Origin of the sequence: Burkholderia pyrrocinia, assembly GCF_022809715.1 — a bacterium.
In the GTDB taxonomy this organism is placed as follows: Bacteria; Pseudomonadota; Gammaproteobacteria; order Burkholderiales; family Burkholderiaceae; genus Burkholderia; species Burkholderia pyrrocinia_C.
This window is the reverse complement of the sequence record NZ_CP094459.1, coordinates 417,962-435,134: the sequence shown is the minus strand read 5'-3', so window position 1 is coordinate 435,134 and position 17,173 is coordinate 417,962. Positions and strand designations below refer to the sequence as shown.

The window sequence follows — 17,173 nt, the reverse complement described above, 5'->3', positions numbered from 1 at the left end:
GTTTTTCGTTCAAATCGCGATTTAGTTGTTCTTGACGGCTGACGCGCCGCCCTCTCAGGATTTCAGCGGTCCGCCGAACCCGCTCGTCGGCAGCTTCATGCCAGTCGCACCGGCCGCTGACGCCACCGTCGTCGCGCCCTTGCCCGCAATCCCCGCGACACCGGGCAATGCGCCCTGCAGCGCCCCGGATGCTGCGTTCGCCGCCGGCGCGGCCAGCGCCGCGAGCCCGCCTTGCCGTGCAGCCTGCACCATCCCGGCCACCTGCTTCGCGGCACCGCTCAGGCTCGAAGCCGTCTGCAACGCAGACGCCACGCCCGCCCCACCCAGCGCAGTCGCCGCAGCCGGCAACGCGGAACTCGCCAGCCCGCCCAGCGCAGCACCTGCGCCACCGCCGCTCACGAGCCCCATGGCAGCCGTTGCCGCTGCAGGCGTCATCCCCTGCAACTGGCTGGCAAGCTGCCCAGTCGCCGTGGCCTGCGCCGCTTCCGGCGACGGCTCGACGGGCTCCGCCGGCCACTTCGCCTGCTTGAAGTAGTTCGCCGGCTGATCCGACTCGCGCGGGTCCTTGCCGAACTCGACACGCACCGCACCGGGCGGCAGCCCGCTCACGACCGTGTAGCCGCTGTTGTCGAGCGCACCCTTCTTCAGCACCGCGCCGTTCACGTCTTTCACCGTGAACAACCCGCCCTTCACGGCCTCGCCGTTCACGTACTTGTGAAACAACTCCAGTTGCCCCGGCTGATCGGGCCGCGGGCTCGGCAACGGATACCCCATGCTCGCCGGCCCAGCGAACGTATGCGACGCGCCCTTCACATCCACCGCACCCGGCGTGTGAATCTCGATGTTCCCGCCTTGAATGCGGATATACCCGCCGCCGCTCGTCAGCAAGATTCCCTGATCGGCCGCGATTTCAATCCGGTCGGTCGCCGACACGATCTTCACCGCCTTCTGCGCGGTCACCTCGACGTTGTCCGACTGCGCCTGGATCTCGACCTTGCCCTTGCCCGCGAACAGCTTCATCCCCGCGTTCTGCACGAACAGGCTCAGCTTCTGCCCGATGCTGCCGATCAGCGACTTGCCCGCCGCAACGTGCACGCTCTGCCCGCTCGCGACGTTCACGTGATCGTTCGCGACCACATGCACCGACTGCTGCGTCGACATCCCGATTCCCGACGGGCTGCCGAACAGCATCACCGGTTCCTTGAACGCGTTCGCGTTGCCCGTGCCGCCGCCCGCCGTGCGTCCGCCGGACGCGCTGCCCGATGCGCTGTCCTGCGTCGCGTCCGTGAACGCGCGCATCGTGTCCTGCGCGTCCTTCAGGCTTTCCGCCTGATGCTGCTCGCTCACGCCCGACATCGCCTCGACCAGGCTCTCGCCCGTCACGAGCTGCTGTTGCGCCTCCTTCACGTCGAGCGGCTGGCTGTTCGCCGCCTTCGGATGCGTGGTCACGTACAGGCCCTGGCTCGCCCGCACCGCGCCGTACGCATCCGAGCGCAGGTCGAACCCGCTGCCGAGATACGCGCCGCGCGAATTGCCGCTCTGGTCGATGATGTAGCCGAGATGCAGCAGGCTGTTCGCGCTGCTGCTCATCAGCTGCACGCGGTTCTGCCCGGTCGCGTCGTCCATCACGAGCTGGTTGTAGCCGCCGCCCGAATACTCTTTCGACCGATATCCGGACAGGATCCCGTCGGTATGCCACTGCGGCTGGTTCGCGCCGTTGTACACGCGCCCGACCGCGAGCGGGCGGTCGCAGTCGCCGCCGACGTAGTCGATCAGTACTTCCTCGCCGATGCGCGGCACGTGCACGCCGCCGTAGCCGCCCCCCGTATCCGACTGCACGACGCGCACCCAGCACGACGCGTTCTCGTTGCCCGGGTTCAGGCGGTCCCACACGAACTGCACGCGAATCCGGTTCAACGCGTCCGTATAGACTTCCTCGCCCTGCGGCCCGACGACGATCGCCGTCTCGAGATGCATCTCCGGCTTGTGATGCTCGAACGGGCTGCGATACGGCACGCTCGCGCGTTGCGCTTCGACTTCGACGAGATAGAAGCCGGTCGAGCCATCCTCGTGCGGCACGCGAAATGCGGGATCGGCGCCGTAGCGCTCCTGCACCTGCGTCAATGCCTCGCGCAGACTATATGGAAAGTCCGCGCCGTCGCTCGCGACGGGCAGGTTGTTCTCGATCCACCACGCCACCTCGATCGCGGCGAATTCGCGCTGATCAGCGGGATCGCGATCGTGCTCGGGATGGTCGGCCAGCGTGAAGCGCCGGCCCGCATCGATCGCGCGCACGCCACCCGCGCCATGGAAGCGCTTTGCCTGCGACTCCCATTCCTCCATCCTGACCTTCGTCAGATGGTCGCCGCGCGTCTGGTCCAGGTATGTATAAGCGCCCGTGTACTCGTAGACTTCGAGCTGATCGGGCAACTCGCCCTGGCCGCCCATCGTCGGCAGCGACGTGCCTTTCGGGTTCGACGGCTGCGAAGGATTCTTGTAGTCGAACGTGCGCGTCGTGCGCGTCACGCTCTGCAGCGTACGCGTGCCCGACCATTGCGTGAACGCGTCGGCCTCGCTGGCCGCGCCGCCGTGATAGAAGCGCACGGCCTCCGGCGACAGCGGCGCGAACGCCTGCAGGTTGTCGGTGATCACGAGCGTATGCGACTTGCCGTCGTCGGCCTGCTGCCATGCGCAGTAGAGCCCTTCGTTCTCCATCAGCCGATGCACGAAATGCCAGTCGGTGTCGTGCTGGCGCGTGTACGAACGGTTCGGCAGCGGCTTCGACAATGCGAAGCGGAAATGGCCCTGCGCTTGCGGATGCTTGTTCAGCACGTCGGAAATGATCTGGTCGACGGTCGCGTCGTTCCAGAGCCGCTGATCGCGGCGGAACTTCAGGAAATGGGTGAAATCGGCGAACGCGAGCTGATATGTCGTGAGCCCGCCGTCGGCGCCCAGCCGGCGCGCGGTATGCACGTATCCGTTGATCGGCCGGTAACTGCGGTCGCTCTGCTGGATCCACAACGTGACGGGCTGCGCGATCAGCTTTTTGAGTTCCAGATCGCTATCGGTCGACAGCACGTCGAGCGTGAACTCGTACGCGCGCCCGATGCGCGAACGGCCGACCACCCGCTGCACGGTCAGGACATTGGCCCCCAACGGCGTGTCGAGCTTCAGCAGCCGGTCCTGCTGAAGCAACCCGCCGCGCAATGCGGCAATTGTGTTCTGCATGTTCATGACTACGGCCTTTTCTTCTTTTGACGCGCCCTCGGATGGCGCCGGCATTTGATTCCGCTCGCGCGATTTTACAGACAAATTACAGCACGAACCCGAAATATGACCTGATTTAAAAGAACATTTCGAGTGCAATCGGAAAATATCCGAGCGGGACTGCTCACCGAATTGCTCGCCCCAGCCGAGCCGATTCCTGTCCACGCCACAGTAAGTCAGTCGCCTCTCCCCCATGAAATCGATTGCAATCAGGGCCAATTCGACTTCCGGCGCGGCGCGGTTGCGAGTAGTGTCTACGTGCCCGTATTACGGCCCACCGGGCGCGGCCGGCGCCCGGCGCTCACCACAACACCGTACTGAACACTGGAGATCTGCGATGAAACGTTCGAAGTTCCTGCTGTCGGGCCTGCTGCTCGCGTCGGCCCTCGGCTTCACGGCCGTCGCCGCGCACGCGGACGACCTGCTCGATTCGGTGAAGAAAGCCGGCGTGCTGCGCGTCGGCCTCGAAGGCACGTATCCGCCGTTCAACTCGCGCGGCACGTCGGGTCAACTCGAAGGCTTCGACGTCGACGTCGCGAACGCGGTCGCCGGCAAGCTCGGCGTGAAGACGCAGTTCATCCCGACCGAATGGAGCGGCATCATCGCGGGCCTGCAGGCCGGCAAGTTCGACGTGATCGTCAACCAGGTCACGATCACGCCGCAGCGCAAGGAAGTGCTCGACTTCAGCCAGCCGTACACGTACTCGGCCGCGCAGCTGATCCAGCGCAAGGACGACACGCGCAACTTCAAGTCGCTCGACGATTTCAAGGGCAAGAAGCTCGGCGTGACGCTCGGCACCAACTACGACCAGATGGCGCGCACCGTGCCGGGCATCGAGGTGCAGACGTATCCGGGCGCGCCGGAGAAGCTGCGCGACCTCGCCGCGGGCCGGATCGAGGCGACGCTCGACGATCGCCTGATGCTGCCGTACATGATCAAGACGTCGAACCTGCCGCTGCGCGCGGGCGCGGTGCTGAACGGCGGCAAGCAGGAAATGGCGATCCCGTTCCGCAAGGGCAACCCGAAGTTCGAGAAGGCGATCAACGACGCGCTGGCTTCGCTGCAAAAGGACGGTACGCTGAAGAAGATCTCGATGCACTGGTTCGGCAGCGACGTGACGGTGCCGGTCGCGCAGTAAGCGGTTCGGCGTTTCGATGCGTCACGCCCTTCGTCTCGATGAAGGCGTGACGCTTCCTCTCAGGCCGCTTCGTCGAAGCGCGCCAGCAGCATCTGGCCGATCGGCGTCAGCGCCGGGCGCACGGCTACCGCGCTCATGCGCACCTGCGTATCGACGACCAGCCGCTTTTCAACCAGCACGGCGAAGGCCGGATTCGATTGATCGACGCTGTCCGGCGTACGCGCAATGCGCAGCAGCATCGAGAATTCATGCGGACTCAACATGGTCCAGGTCTCCTGATCGTTCGCGATCCGGTTCGAATCGGCGTCGATCCTGCTTTCGAATGAAATGGTGGGGGGCATGGACGGTGCGCCGCCGGGAGCGAGATCCCGGTTGCCCGCCTGCGACGCGGGCACGTCGTCGGAAGCAGGTTGCGCACGCCCCGGTTCCGGCGATGCCGCCAAGACGGGAACGTGCAACCTTATGGGCGCATCGTGACGCGACCGTGACAGCAAAACGGGGGCGCAACGGCGCGCATCGCACGCGCGTCAGGCCCGATGCCGATCCGGTTGCCGAAGATGAACTGCCTCGCGTTCGTGTCCGCCAGCCGCGCGCTTTCCCGCTTTCCTTGTCGCGCCCGCCCGTCAGCGCGGATCGATCGAATACGGGATGCCGCTGCGTGCCGATTCGCCTGCATCGCGCATGCAGCGCACGACCACGTTCACCGCACGCCCGAGCGGCATCCCGACGAGCACGCCCCAAACCGCGAACGACAACATCGCGAAGCCGCTCGCGGCTGCCCACGGCTCGCGTGCGGCAACCGCGTAATGCATGCAGGTTTCGGCGACGAAAGTCAGCATCAGCGTGACGAGCAGGCTCGCATCGCCGGGCAGGCGCACGCGCAAGCCCGACGACGTCGCACGGTACGCGAGCCGCCAGCGGCTCGCATGCAGCCAGCCCAGCGCGGCGCCGGTCAGGACAGCGGCCAGCGCGATCGCATTCGCGTCGACGCCGGCGCGTGGAAAAAGTCCGTTCAGGCTGACGATGCCGAGCATCCCGAACGCAACGGGCGAGATCAGCGGTCGTGCCGCCGGCACCTCGCGCGGGAAACAGCGTTTGACGCCGATGTAGAGCAGCATGCAGAACATCACATACACGTAAGGCTTCAGGTGAAAGAGCGCGGACATGGTTGGAGTCGCCTGATCGGTATGGACACGGCTACACCGTACTGTCCGATCCTTTCCGGCGGCACGGCTTGCGACGGGAGGCAGGAATTCGCGGACGAATTGCGCGTCGTGGCGACGGTCGTTCGGCGAACCGGAAGGATTGGCACACCATCGAATCCGGCAGCCGGAAATGTCTGAAAGGCCCAGCTTCGACGACCGATCGGCGTTTCGTGCGCGGCGCGAAACCGGTGTCGCCCGATGTCCTTCTGCAACGCGTTCCACTAAACTCGTGACCGAAACCGGCCAACCGTCGGCGGCCGATGCGCTTCGTCGAAGCCGCGCACCGTTCGTCGCAGTTCGTGCGCTGCCTGCACATCCGGCGGTAAGGTCAGGCCCTATGCGCATCGCGCGCCCACACTCACCCGACACCATGCGAGCCACGCCCGACACTTCGCCGATTCCGCAGCCGCGCGCCGGCAGCGCGCCGCGATGGCTGCGCGATCCGATCGCGCTGCTCGGGCTTGTGTGCTTCAACTCGGTCGTCGGCCTGGGCTTCTGGGTCATCCATTTCAACGAACCCGTCGTCTCCTACCTCGTCGTCGCCAACGCTGTCGGCTTCTGCGCGCTGCTGTTGAGTGTTGCCGCCAACCGGCTGCTGCCACGCGTGTCGGGGCTCGCGCTGAAGGCCGTCGTGATCGCGCCGGTCAGCGTTTTCGCCGGATTCGAGATCGCGGCGGCGATCGTCGGCGGGACGGTGCCGCATGTGTTCGGTTCGGCACGCATCGTCACGTGGGACAACTACGGGTCGTCGTTCCTGGTCTCGGCTGTCCTGTTCGTGTGCGTGTCGCTGTTCCTGCAATCCATGCGCATGCGTGCGACGCTCGAAACCGAGCGGCGCGAAGCCGCCGAAGCACGCCAGGCCGAGACGGCCGCGCGCCTGGCGCTGCTGCAGGCGCAGATCGAACCGCACTTCCTGTTCAATACGCTCGCGAACGTGCAGAGCCTGATCGAGCGAGATCCGGCGCGCGCATCGACGATGCTCGACAGCCTGAACCGATACCTGCGTGCGAGCCTCCGACGCACGCGCAATGCGACGTCGACGCTCGGCGAAGAGCTCGAACTCGTCGACGCGTTGCTGAAGATCGCGTCGATCCGGCTCGGCGAGCGGCTGTCGTATGCGATCGACGTGCCGGCGGATCTGCACACGTTGCCGTTCTCGCCGCTGCTGCTGCAACCGCTCGTCGAGAATGCGCTGCTGCACGGGATCGAGCCGTCGATCGACGGCGGCGTAATCGTCATTCGCGGAAGGATGCGAGGAGACAGGCTCGAATTGAACGTGATCGACACGGGCGTCGGCCTCGGTAAAAGCGACACGCACCTGCATGGCGGCGTCGGGCTCGCCAACGTCGCCGCGCGCATCAGGACGCTGCACGGCGAGCGCGGCCGCGTCACCGTCGAGACGAACACCGGCGCCGCGCACGGTGTCACCGCCACCCTGCTGATTCCGATCGAATGACATGCCGAGCGCCCTCATCGCCGACGACGAACCGAACCTGTCCGCATCGCTCGCGCAGCGGCTGCGACAGCTCTGGCCCGAACTGGAGATCGTCGCGATGCCGCGCAACGGCGTCGAAACGCTGGCCGCGTTGAACGCGTCGCCGCGCCCGGACATCGCGTTTCTCGACATCCGGATGCCCGGCATCGACGGGTTGAAGCTGGCTGCGCTGGTGCCCGACGTGCATGCCGTGTTCGTCACGGCCTACGACGAATATGCGGTCGACGCGTTCGATCGCGCGGCGGTCGACTACCTGCTGAAACCGGTGACGGACGAGCGGCTGTTGCGCTGTATCGCGAAGCTCCAGCGCGGCGGGCCGGCCGTCGCGCACGCCGATGCGCTCGCGCAGGCGGCGCAATCGCGAGACGCCGCACCGATCCACTGGCTGACCGTGGGCGTGAAGGATGCGACGCGGCTCGTATCGGTCGACGACGTGCTGTATTTCCAGGCTTCGGACAAGTACACGGAAGTCGTCACAGCCGGCGAACGGCTCGTGATTCGCACGCCGTTGAAGGAACTGATGCAGCGGCTCGACCCGGAGCGATTCGCGCAGGTGCACCGCGGCGTGATCGTCGCGTATGCGGCGATCGATCGGGTCGAGCGCGACTTGCTCGGAAGGTTGCGGATTCGCGTGCGCGGGCAGCGGGAGATGCTGCCGGTCAGTCGCGCGTATGCGGGGTTGTTCAGGCAGATGTGACGCTATCTGCCTCTACGCGCAGGACTGTCGCAACTTGCCGCCGCCATGCCGCTTACCCGACAGAAGCCTCAGGGCGTCAGTCCGTGCAGCGGCGCGCAGTTCAGTTGCAGGAGTCGAGTCCGAGCACGCCCGTTCGCAGCATCACGCGCCCCTTGTCCTTGATGAACGACAGACTGTATGCCCGGATACGCTGCCCGGCGACGCACTGGGCATGACTCAGATCGGTCGAGTAATTGAATTCGGAAACGCACTGCCCGACAGGGAACGTCGACGAAGTACGCACGGCATCCGGACTGTGATCGTGCCCGGGATAGTAGAGGTATGCCGAGTCGTGCGCGGTCTTGAACGATCCGAACACGTCCGGATGCTGGGCAAGGAATGCGGCGACGACACGCGCCCGCGCAGGACCGCTCGCAGTTGCTGCAAGCGACTGCGAAAGCTCCGTGATATTGGTACCCAGCGAAAACTTCGGCGCTGCGTAGGCGGCGAAACCGTCCAGCGACGGGAAAGTCGCCCAGAAGTCGCGGTCCATCTGCTTGACCTCGGCCTGTGTCAGGCAGTCTTGCACCAACGGTCGGGAAAATGCGACGGTACTGCCGCCCGCCAGCACCGAAACCAGGACGGTGATGCACCACGTCTTAACGATCTGCATTTTTCTTTTTCTGAGCAAAGGTAATGTGGAACTCGTTGTTGAGGTCTTTCGGCGTGCTCTTTTCGAGCTCGATGCCCTTGGCCAGACGATCCTGCGCAAATGCGTGATCTACTGATACCACCATATCGGTGGTGCTACCGGGCATTACACGGTCAAGACCATATCCGGCAACGTGCACAGTGAACAGGACATTGACGGTGACAAAACCTGGATCGTACGCGTCAGTAGCCTAACGTCAGGTGAACCGGTCAACAGTGCCACCTTCGATATACCGGACGTCGGTGCAGCACAGAAATTCCGGCGCGACAAGAGACGCGCCGGTAGCGCGAAGGTATCAGACGGCGCCTATGACGTGTCCAACAACAGCTGCATGACGCACGTGATGGACGTGCTCAACGCCGGGGGAGCCGACGTTCCGGCGGGGGGCAAGCGTGCGTGGGCATTCCTCAACCGACATGGCGTCGGCCCGCGTGTGAAGTAATCGATGACGAGGTAACGACAGATGATGTCTCCAACGTTGTGCCCCAGGCACGGCGTCCGGCCATTCACCGTGGCAGCGAAACGCGTCGGCGACCGGATCCGCGAGCGCGGACGATTCGAACCCGATGAATTGGTGCGGGTCTCGCTGGATCGCCCCAAACGGAGTCATGTTGCATGGATGACTCGCGCGGATCTGGACGAGCATGCGGTAGCCGCCAACTCTGTCGACGGCGTCGCACATGTTACTGAGCTGCGAAAGATCGCGTTGCTCGACCAGGCGTGCGCGCCCGTTTGCCCGGATTGCCTGGATGAGCTGCTCGTACGATCAGGCGAACAACCGCACTCGCCGACGCCCGTGTCACGCGCGTTCGACACGGCGATCGTCGCCGACAATGCGACTGTGAGCGGCCCGCTCGTCAAGTGCGACATCCACGGGATTGCGTTCGGTTCGCGCACATCGCCAACCACGGCAGCCTTGATCGATCGGCGTGACGCGGTGCCGCACGGTCGGCTAATCAAGGTAGTCGTGATTTCACCGAAAGCAGAAAACGAATTCTGGTTCGACGAAGCCTTCCTTCTTCGTGTGTTGGGACCGGATATCGATCTTTCCGCAGGCATCTATCGAATGGAATCGGGCGACCGCAGCATCCACCTGCTCGAAAGCGGGAAATCGGTATGCAGGCACTGCTTGGAAGACTGGCTGCGGCGCAACGGCATCGCTTAGCGATGCGCGGCGCCGGGTCGCGAAGGAAATCCCGCATGCCTGCTTCGGCACATTCCGTGTGCCGAAGCAGGCATGCGGCCGACGTCACATATGTCGCCTTGCGAAGCAGAAAAGACAAAGGGCCGGGAGAATAAATCTCCCGGCCCTTCGTTCAATATGGTGCCGGCTGCAGGACTCGAACCCGCCACCTGATGATTACAAATCAACTGCTCTACCAGATGAGCTAAGCCGGCGTAAGCGCGAGATTCTACCTCATTTCACGATCTTGAGGCGAGGTCTGCTGCCGCCTTTCGAGCCGTCGCCGTCGGTTTTCGGCGGTTCGTCGGCACCTTCGGAGGGTTCCTCGTTCGCGCCGCTGTCGGCGACCGGCGTCAGCGTGGCCGACGATTCGTCGCGCTGCACGTCATCCGCCTGCACAGCGTCTTCGTCGAACGTGCCCGAATCCTCACCTTCGCCCGCGACCGCATCGACCTGGAACGCCATCCCCTGCCCGTTCTCGCGCGCATAGATCGCGAGCACGTTGGCAACCGGAATCTCGATCTTGTGCGCCTTCCCGGAGAACCGGGCAGTGAACTCGATCCACTCGTTGCCCATCTGCAACTGGCTCGTCGCCTCGAAGCTGATGTTGAGCACGATCTCGCCGTCACGCACGAACTGACGCGGCACGCGCGTCGAGTTGTCGACCCTCACCGCGATATGCGGCGTGTAACCGTTATCGGTGCACCACTCGTACAACGCGCGCAGCAGATAAGGCTTCGTTGAAATCTCTTGCATCACAATCCTCGAACCCGGAGCGGGCGCGCGGCACGCCGCGCCGCCCGCTCCGTCTTGCCTTCATTGCATCATCAACGACGCATGACCTTTTCGGACGGCGTCAGTGCTTCGATATAGGCCGGACGGCTGAAGATCCGCTCCGCGTACTTCATCAGCGGCGCAGCGTTCTTCGACAGCTCGATGCCGTAGTGATCCAGACGCCACAGCAGCGGCGCGATCGCGACGTCGAGCATCGAGAACTCCTCGCCGAGCATGTACTTGTTCTTCACGAAGATCGGCGCGAGCTGCGTCAGGCGATCGCGGATCGCGAGGCGTGCCTTCTCGTGATTCTTCTCCGCTGCCTTGCCCTTCTCATTCTCGAGCGTGCTGACGTGAACGAACAGCTCCTTCTCGAAGTTGAGCAGGAACAGGCGTGCGCGTGCGCGCTGCACGGGGTCGGCCGGCATCAGTTGCGGATGCGGGAAGCGCTCGTCGATGTACTCGTTGATGATGTTCGATTCGTACAGGATCAGGTCGCGCTCGACCAGGATCGGCACCTGACCGTACGGGTTCATCACCGAAATGTCTTCCGGCTTGTTGAACAGGTCGACGTCACGGATTTCGAAGTCCATGCCCTTCTCGAACAGCACCAGCCGGCAACGCTGGGAGAACGGGCAAGTTGTGCCGGAATACAGAACCATCATATTTGCGTTTCCTCAAAAAAGCCGAGGGCCGGCACGCGGCGAAACCCCTTTCACGGGTTCCGCGTTGCGCCGGCCCCACGCCGGTCAGGCGTGTTTACTTGATATCTTTCCAGTACGCGGCATTGAGCCGCCAGGCCAGGAAAGTCAGGACACCGAGAAAGACCAGCACCCACACGCCGAGGCGCTTGCGGGTCTGCTGGGCCGGCTCGGACATCCATGTCATATAGGCCACCAGGTCGGCAACCGCAGCGTCGTAGTCCGGCGACGACAGCGTCCCCGGCGTGACCTGCTGGAAGCCGACGAGCGTGTGGACCTTCTCGCCCGTCTCCTCGTCCGTCTTGTCTTCGAATTTGGCAATGCGCTGCCCCTGCAGTTGCCACAATACATGGGGCATGCCGACGTTCTCGAACACCGCGTTGTTCCAGCCGGTCGGCCGCGTATCGTCGCGGTAGAAACTCCGCAGATACGTATACAGCCAGTCGCGGCCGCGCGCGCGCTCCACGACCGACAGGTCGGGCGGCGAGGTGCCGAGCCAGTTCTTCGCGTCTTCGGGCCGCATCGCGACGGACATCGTGTTCCCGACCTTGTCGGTCGTGAACAGGAGATTCGTTTCGATCTCCTTCTGGGATATGCCCAGATCCGTCAGACGGTTGTAGCGCATCAGGTTCGCGCTGTGGCAGTTCAGGCAATAGTTTACAAACAATTGCGCGCCGTGCTGAAGCGAAACGAGATTTTCCGTGTTATCGGGCGCCCGGTCGAGCGGAAAATTACCTTCCGCCCGCACGGCCGGCGCCGCCAGCAGCGCACACGCGGTCGCCCCGATAAGCGCGAGTGTCGAAAGCAGTTTCTTCATGTCGTTCTCTCCTCGCTCACGTTAATGGGGCTTGAAGCGCACCCGCTCCGGCGGCTGCTTGAACGTGCCAAGCGGCGTCCAGACGGGCATGCCGAGGAAGAACGCGAAGTAGATCAGCGCGCAGGCCTGCGCGATCAGCGTCGCAGCCGGCGATGGCGGCCGCGTGCCGAGGAACGCGAGGGTCAGGAACGCCGCGACGAAGATCCCGAGGAACACCTTGTGGAACAGCGGCCGGTAGCGGATCGACTTCACCGGGCTGCGGTCGAGCCACGGCAGGAAGAACAGCGTGATCACCGCCGAGCCCATCACGACGACGCCCCAGAACTTCGACTCCGTCAGGTACATGAACACGACGATCGCCGCGGCCAGCACCGGCAGCCCGGCCTTCCACTTGCCGCGTGCGCGGATCAGCGCAAGCACGCCGAGCACCGCGATCACGATCATCAGCACGAGCTTGAACGGGTCGGTGGTCGCGCGCAGCATCGCGTAGAACGCGGTGAAGTACCAGACCGGCGCGATCTCGGGCGGCGTCTGCAGCGGGTTCGCCGGGACGAAGTTGTTCGCCTCGAGGAAGTAGCCGCCCATCTCCGGCGAGAAGAACACGATCAGCGCGAACACCATCAGGAACACGCACACGCCGAGGAAATCGTGCACCGAGTAGTACGGATGGAACGGAATGCCGTCGAGCGGAATGCCGTTCTCGTCCTTCTTCGCCTTGATCTCGATGCCGTCCGGATTATTCGACCCCACTTCGTGCAGCGCGACGAGGTGCGCGATCACGAGGCCGACCAGCACCAGCGGAATCGCGATCACGTGGAACGCGAAGAAGCGGTTCAGCGTGACGTCGGACACGACGTAGTCGCCGCGAATCCACAGCGACAGGTCCGGGCCGACGAACGGGATCGCCGAGAACAGGTTCACGATCACCTGCGCGCCCCAGAACGACATCTGGCCCCACGGCAGCAGATAGCCGAAGAACGCCTCGGCCATCAGGCACAGGAAGATCGCGCAGCCGAAGATCCACACGAGCTCGCGCGGCTTGCGGTACGACCCGTACAGCAGCCCGCGGAACATGTGCAGGTAGACGACCACGAAGAACATCGACGCACCGGTCGAGTGCATGTAGCGAATCAGCCAGCCCCACGGCACCTCGCGCATGATGTACTCGACCGACGCGAACGCGAGCGTCGAGTCGGGCTTGTAGTTCATCGTCAGGAAGATGCCCGTGACGATCTGGTTGACGAGCACGAGCAGCGCGAGGGAGCCGAAGAAGTACCAGAAGTTGAAGTTCTTCGGCGCGTAGTACTCGGAAACGTGCTTCTTCCACGTGGACGTGAGCGGGAAGCGCTGGTCGATCCAGCCGGTGAGACCTGTCGTGGAGACTTCCTTGTTGTCGGCGGCCATCACGCTTCTCCTTTCTCGTCCTTGCCGATCACGAGGGTCGTCGCCGACGTGAACATGTAGGGCGGGATGTCGAGATTCTGAGGCGCCGGCTTGTTCTTGAACACACGGCCGGCGAGGTCGTAGGTCGAACCGTGGCACGGGCACAGGAAACCGCCCGGCCAGTCGTCCGGCAGGTTCGGCTGCGGCCCCGGCGTGAAGCGTTGGCTAGGCGTGCAGCCGAGGTGCGTACATACGGCCATCACGACGAGAATGTTCTTGCGATCGGTCCGCGCGCGATATTCGTTCGCGCAATACGCGGGCAACGGCATCGAATACGGGGACTTCGTGGTCGGATCGGCCACTTCCTTGTCGGCCTTGACCACGTCGGCCAGCATCGAATCGGTGCGATTCAGGATCCAGACGGGCTTGCCGCGCCACGGCACGGTGACCATCTCGCCGGGCTTCAGGCTGCTGATGTCGACCTCGACCGGTGCACCGGCCGCTTTCGCTTTCGCGGACGGCGCAAGCGACGCCGCGAAAGGTATGACGGTGGCTACGCCTCCCACGCCACCTGCTACGGATGTCGCAATCAGCCAGGTACGGCGGCCGCTGTCGACGCGTTTCTCTTCCTTGTCTCGCATCACACGCCCCACTTCTGAGTTGGATTTTCCGTCACGACTTTCCATTCCGCCGCTAGTTTGCTCGAATGGAGTCGTCATTTACAAGGCCCGGAGATGAAAATCCCTTCGAAGTGTTTGATAGTTAAGGGTTATCCCCCACTACCGGAGCGATTAAATCATTCCTCTTTTAAGCGCCTGCTACATTTCGGAATTTCGATGCGCTGCCGCAAATCCGGCGTTCAGACCGGATTATGAATATCGATAAAAAGGTGTTCGAGATCGAATTCTTCCGACAAGTGGGCGCCAAGCGCCTGGATTCCGTAACGTTCGGTCGCATGGTGCCCTGCCGCAACGAACGCGACACCGCTTTCGGCGGCCGTGTGCGTCACGTATTCGGACACCTCGCCCGTCAGGAACACGTCCGCGCCGGCGTCGATCGCCGCGTCGAAATAGCTCTGCGCGGCGCCCGTGCACCACGCGATGCGGCGCAATTGCAGGTCCGGATCGCCGAACACGAGCGGCGTGCGGCCGAGCGTGCGCTCGACCTTCGCGACGAAGTGCTCGAGCGTGACGGGCATCGGCAGCGTCGCCATCCAGCCAAGGTCGCCGTCGCCGAAACGCTGCTCGCCGATCAGCCCGAGCTTCTCGCCGAGCTGCGCGTTGTTGCCGAATTCGGGATGCGCGTCGAGCGGCAGGTGGAACGCGAACAGGTTCAGGTCGTTCGCGAGCAGCAGCTTCAGGCGCTGGTACTTGCGGCCCGTGATCTGCGGCGCCTCGTTGCGCCAGAAATAGCCGTGATGGACGAGCACGGCATCTGCCCCCCATTCGAGCGCGGCTTCGAGGAACGCGAGCGACGCCGTCACGCCGGTGGCGATCTTCTCGATCTTGCGGCGCCCTTCGACCTGGAGACCGTTCGGGCAATAGTCCTTGAAGCGCGCGGTTTCAAGGGTATTGTTCAAGTACAATTCAAGTTCGATCCGATCCATATAAACCTCTAATCCATTCAGATGCTTAGACGCTTCTGGCTGTTCTTCGCGCAGGCGGTTACCGTGCTGCTCGCGCTGATGTTCATCGTCGTGACGCTCAAGCCGCAATGGCTGCAACGGCAAGGACAGCTCGGCAAGCAGCTCGCGACGCCGATCGTTGCGCTGCGGGAAGTCGCGCCGGGCATCGGCGGCGCGCCGGCGACCACGTCGTACGCCGAAGCCGCGCAGAAGGCGATGCCGGCCGTCGTCAACGTATTCTCCAGCAAGGACGGCTCGCTGCCGCCCGACCCGCGCGCGAAAGATCCGCTGTTCCGCTACTTCTTCGGCGACCGCAACGCCCGCAAGCAGCAGGACGAACCGGCAGCCAACCTCGGCTCGGGCGTTATCGTGAGCCCTGAAGGTTACATTCTAACGAACCAGCACGTCGTGGACGGCGCCGACCAGATCGAGGTCGCGCTCGCCGACGGGCGCACGGCCACCGCGAAGGTGATCGGCAGCGATCCCGAGACCGACCTCGCCGTGCTGAAGATCAACATGACGAACCTGCCGACGATCACGCTCGGCCGCTCCGACCAGTCGCGGGTCGGCGACGTCGTGCTCGCGATCGGCAACCCGTTCGGCGTCGGCCAGACGGTTACGATGGGGATCATCAGCGCGCTCGGCCGCAACCACCTCGGCATCAACACGTTCGAGAACTTCATCCAGACCGACGCACCGATCAACCCCGGCAACTCGGGCGGCGCGCTGGTCGACGTGAACGGCAACCTGCTCGGCATCAACACGGCGATCTACTCGCGCTCGGGCGGCTCGCTCGGCATCGGCTTCGCGATTCCGGTATCGACTGCGCGCACCGTGCTCGAAAGCATCATCACGACGGGTTCGGTCACGCGCGGCTGGATCGGCGTCGAGCCGCAGGACGTCACGCCGGAGATCGCCGAGTCGTTCGGGCTCCAGCAGAAATCGGGCGCGATCGTCGCGGGCGTGCTGCAGGGCGGCCCGGCCGACAAGGCCGGCATCAAGCCGGGCGACATCCTGGTCACGGTCAACGGCGAGGAAATCACCGATACGACGAAGCTGCTGAACGTCGTCGCGCAGATCAAGCCGGGCACGCCGACCAAGGTGCACGTCGTGCGCAAGGGCAAGGAGTTCGACGTGAACGTCGTGATCGGCAAGCGCCCGCCGCCGCCGAAGCAGGCGCTCGACGAACAGGACAGCGATACCGAATGACGTTCACGGTCGGCGTGCCGACCGTGAACGGAAACGCAAAAGGGCAGCCGGTGGCTGCCCTTTTGCTTTGCATCGAAGACCTTGTTGCCGCGGACATGGCTTCAACGCCCGCTTTCCCGCCCACAACGCCACCGGGCCGCACAGGCATGGCCGGAAGAAGGCCATCCGCCGCGCGCCGCCCGGCGCACCGTCGTCAACTCGCGGCTTCGCCGTTCTCCGCCTCGCCCTCTTCGGCCCGCTTCTTCGGTACGAAGAACCGCGCGGCCAGGATCCCGGCCTCGTACAGCACGATCAGCGGCAGCGCGAGCATCAGTTGCGAGAACACGTCCGGCGGTGTGACGACCGCGGCGACGACGAACGCGCCGACGATCACGTACGGCCGGATCTCCTTCAGCTTCTTCACCGTCAGCACGCCCATCCGGACGAGCAGCACGACGACGATCGGCACCTCGAACGTGACCCCGAACGCGATGAACATCCCGAGCACGAAGCTCAGATAGTTGTCGATGTCGGTCGTCATCTCGGCGCCGAGCGGCGCGTTGTAGTGCGCCATCACGCGGAAGATCGTCGGGAACACGAAGAAGTACGCGAACGCCATCCCGCACAGGAACAGGAAGTAGCTGCTGCCGACGAGCGGCACGACGAGCTTCTTCTCGTGCTGGTACAGCCCCGGCGCGACGAACGCCCAGATCTGGTACAGCACGACCGGCAGCGCGATCACGAGCGCGACGAGCATCGTGACCTTCATCGGCACGAAGAACGAGCCGGTGACGTCGGTGACGATCATCTTGCCGTCCTTCGGCAGGTTCTGCATCAGCGGCCGCGCGAGCAGCTTGAAGATGTCGGGCGCCCAGTAGACGAGCCCGAGGAACACGACGATCACGGCCAGCCCCGCGCGAATGATGCGATCGCGAAGCTCGACGAGATGGGAAATGAAGGTTTCTTCCGGGGCGTCGCCCGGGTTCTGCTGGGGGTCGCTCACACCGGCC

Annotated in this window: 17 protein-coding genes and 1 tRNA gene; 5 read left to right on the top strand and 13 right to left on the bottom strand. The window is 64.2% G+C overall.

Annotated features, from left to right (window positions below):
• Positions 1-54: 54 nt before the first annotated feature.
• A complete protein-coding gene (tssI, locus tag MRS60_RS02045) occupies positions 55-3,234 on the bottom strand; it encodes a type VI secretion system Vgr family protein (protein ID WP_243565142.1) in 3,180 nt (1,059 codons plus the stop codon).
• 370 nt (positions 3,235-3,604) lie between these two features.
• On the opposite strand from tssI, the gene MRS60_RS02040 reads away from it, so the two are divergent.
• The gene (locus MRS60_RS02040; protein WP_152862631.1) at positions 3,605-4,405 is read left to right on the top strand and encodes a transporter substrate-binding domain-containing protein; all 801 of its coding nucleotides are present in this window, start codon (positions 3,605-3,607) and stop codon (positions 4,403-4,405) included.
• 59 nt (positions 4,406-4,464) lie between these two features.
• On the opposite strand, the gene MRS60_RS02035 is transcribed toward MRS60_RS02040, so the two are convergent.
• Positions 4,465-4,668: a hypothetical protein gene (locus MRS60_RS02035; protein WP_131945810.1), complete on the bottom strand. Its 204-nt coding sequence runs from the start codon at positions 4,666-4,668 to the stop codon at positions 4,465-4,467.
• 360 nt (positions 4,669-5,028) lie between these two features.
• The gene (locus MRS60_RS02030; RefSeq protein ID WP_243565141.1) at positions 5,029-5,571 is read right to left on the bottom strand and encodes a DUF6622 family protein; all 543 of its coding nucleotides are present in this window, start codon (positions 5,569-5,571) and stop codon (positions 5,029-5,031) included.
• Between the two features lie 472 nt (positions 5,572-6,043).
• On the opposite strand from MRS60_RS02030, the gene MRS60_RS02025 reads away from it, so the two are divergent.
• Both MRS60_RS02025 and MRS60_RS02020 read left to right on the top strand, forming a co-directional pair.
• On the top strand, positions 6,044-7,066 hold the full coding sequence (locus tag MRS60_RS02025; RefSeq protein ID WP_432207833.1) for a sensor histidine kinase: 1,023 nt from the start codon (positions 6,044-6,046) through the stop codon (positions 7,064-7,066).
• Between the two features lies 1 nt (position 7,067).
• On the top strand, positions 7,068-7,802 hold the full coding sequence (locus tag MRS60_RS02020; protein ID WP_243565140.1) for a LytR/AlgR family response regulator transcription factor: 735 nt from the start codon (positions 7,068-7,070) through the stop codon (positions 7,800-7,802).
• A gap of 100 nt (positions 7,803-7,902) precedes the next feature.
• Here the strand turns inward: MRS60_RS02020 and MRS60_RS02015 are convergent, their stop codons facing one another.
• Positions 7,903-8,454, bottom strand: coding sequence for a hypothetical protein (locus MRS60_RS02015; protein WP_175750205.1), 552 nt, complete (start codon positions 8,452-8,454; stop codon positions 7,903-7,905).
• The gene (locus tag MRS60_RS02010; protein WP_175750206.1) at positions 8,441-8,599 is read right to left on the bottom strand and encodes a hypothetical protein; all 159 of its coding nucleotides are present in this window, start codon (positions 8,597-8,599) and stop codon (positions 8,441-8,443) included. The genes MRS60_RS02015 and MRS60_RS02010 overlap by 14 nt, the downstream gene beginning before the upstream one ends.
• A gap of 405 nt (positions 8,600-9,004) precedes the next feature.
• Between MRS60_RS02010 and MRS60_RS02005 the strand changes: the two genes are divergently transcribed.
• Entirely contained in the window at positions 9,005-9,658 is a 654-nt protein-coding gene (locus tag MRS60_RS02005) for a hypothetical protein (protein ID WP_243565139.1), read from the top strand.
• A 157-nt stretch (positions 9,659-9,815) separates the two neighbouring features.
• Here the strand turns inward: MRS60_RS02005 and MRS60_RS02000 are convergent.
• From MRS60_RS02000 to MRS60_RS01970, 7 genes are all read right to left on the bottom strand, one after another.
• A tRNA-Thr gene (locus MRS60_RS02000) sits at positions 9,816-9,891 on the bottom strand.
• Between the two features lie 19 nt (positions 9,892-9,910).
• Positions 9,911-10,432: a ClpXP protease specificity-enhancing factor gene (locus MRS60_RS01995; RefSeq protein WP_243565138.1), complete on the bottom strand. Its 522-nt coding sequence runs from the start codon at positions 10,430-10,432 to the stop codon at positions 9,911-9,913.
• A 71-nt stretch (positions 10,433-10,503) separates the two neighbouring features.
• Positions 10,504-11,115: a glutathione S-transferase N-terminal domain-containing protein gene (locus MRS60_RS01990; protein WP_006400565.1), complete on the bottom strand. Its 612-nt coding sequence runs from the start codon at positions 11,113-11,115 to the stop codon at positions 10,504-10,506.
• A 94-nt stretch (positions 11,116-11,209) separates the two neighbouring features.
• Positions 11,210-11,968 carry a cytochrome c1 gene (locus MRS60_RS01985; protein ID WP_105391627.1) on the bottom strand — a complete coding sequence of 253 codons (759 nt, stop codon included), beginning with the start codon at positions 11,966-11,968 and terminating at the stop codon, positions 11,210-11,212.
• 21 nt (positions 11,969-11,989) lie between these two features.
• Positions 11,990-13,372, bottom strand: coding sequence for a cytochrome b (locus MRS60_RS01980; protein WP_105391628.1), 1,383 nt, complete (start codon positions 13,370-13,372; stop codon positions 11,990-11,992).
• Positions 13,372-13,992, bottom strand: a complete 621-nt coding sequence (petA, locus tag MRS60_RS01975) for a ubiquinol-cytochrome c reductase iron-sulfur subunit (protein WP_034183663.1) — start codon at positions 13,990-13,992, stop codon at positions 13,372-13,374. Before petA ends, MRS60_RS01980 begins: the two co-directional genes overlap by 1 nt.
• 218 nt (positions 13,993-14,210) lie before the next feature.
• Complete coding sequence (locus tag MRS60_RS01970) at positions 14,211-14,957, bottom strand: Nif3-like dinuclear metal center hexameric protein (protein ID WP_034183662.1); 747 nt, start codon at positions 14,955-14,957, stop codon at positions 14,211-14,213.
• Between the two features lie 21 nt (positions 14,958-14,978).
• On the opposite strand from MRS60_RS01970, the gene MRS60_RS01965 reads away from it, so the two are divergent.
• Positions 14,979-16,184, top strand: a complete 1,206-nt coding sequence (locus MRS60_RS01965) for a S1C family serine protease (protein ID WP_034183661.1) — start codon at positions 14,979-14,981, stop codon at positions 16,182-16,184.
• Between the two features lie 193 nt (positions 16,185-16,377).
• Here MRS60_RS01965 and tatC read toward each other — a convergent pair whose 3' ends face one another.
• Positions 16,378-17,166, bottom strand: coding sequence for a twin-arginine translocase subunit TatC (gene tatC / locus MRS60_RS01960; protein WP_034183660.1), 789 nt, complete (start codon positions 17,164-17,166; stop codon positions 16,378-16,380).
• Between the last annotated feature and the right edge of the window lie 7 nt (positions 17,167-17,173).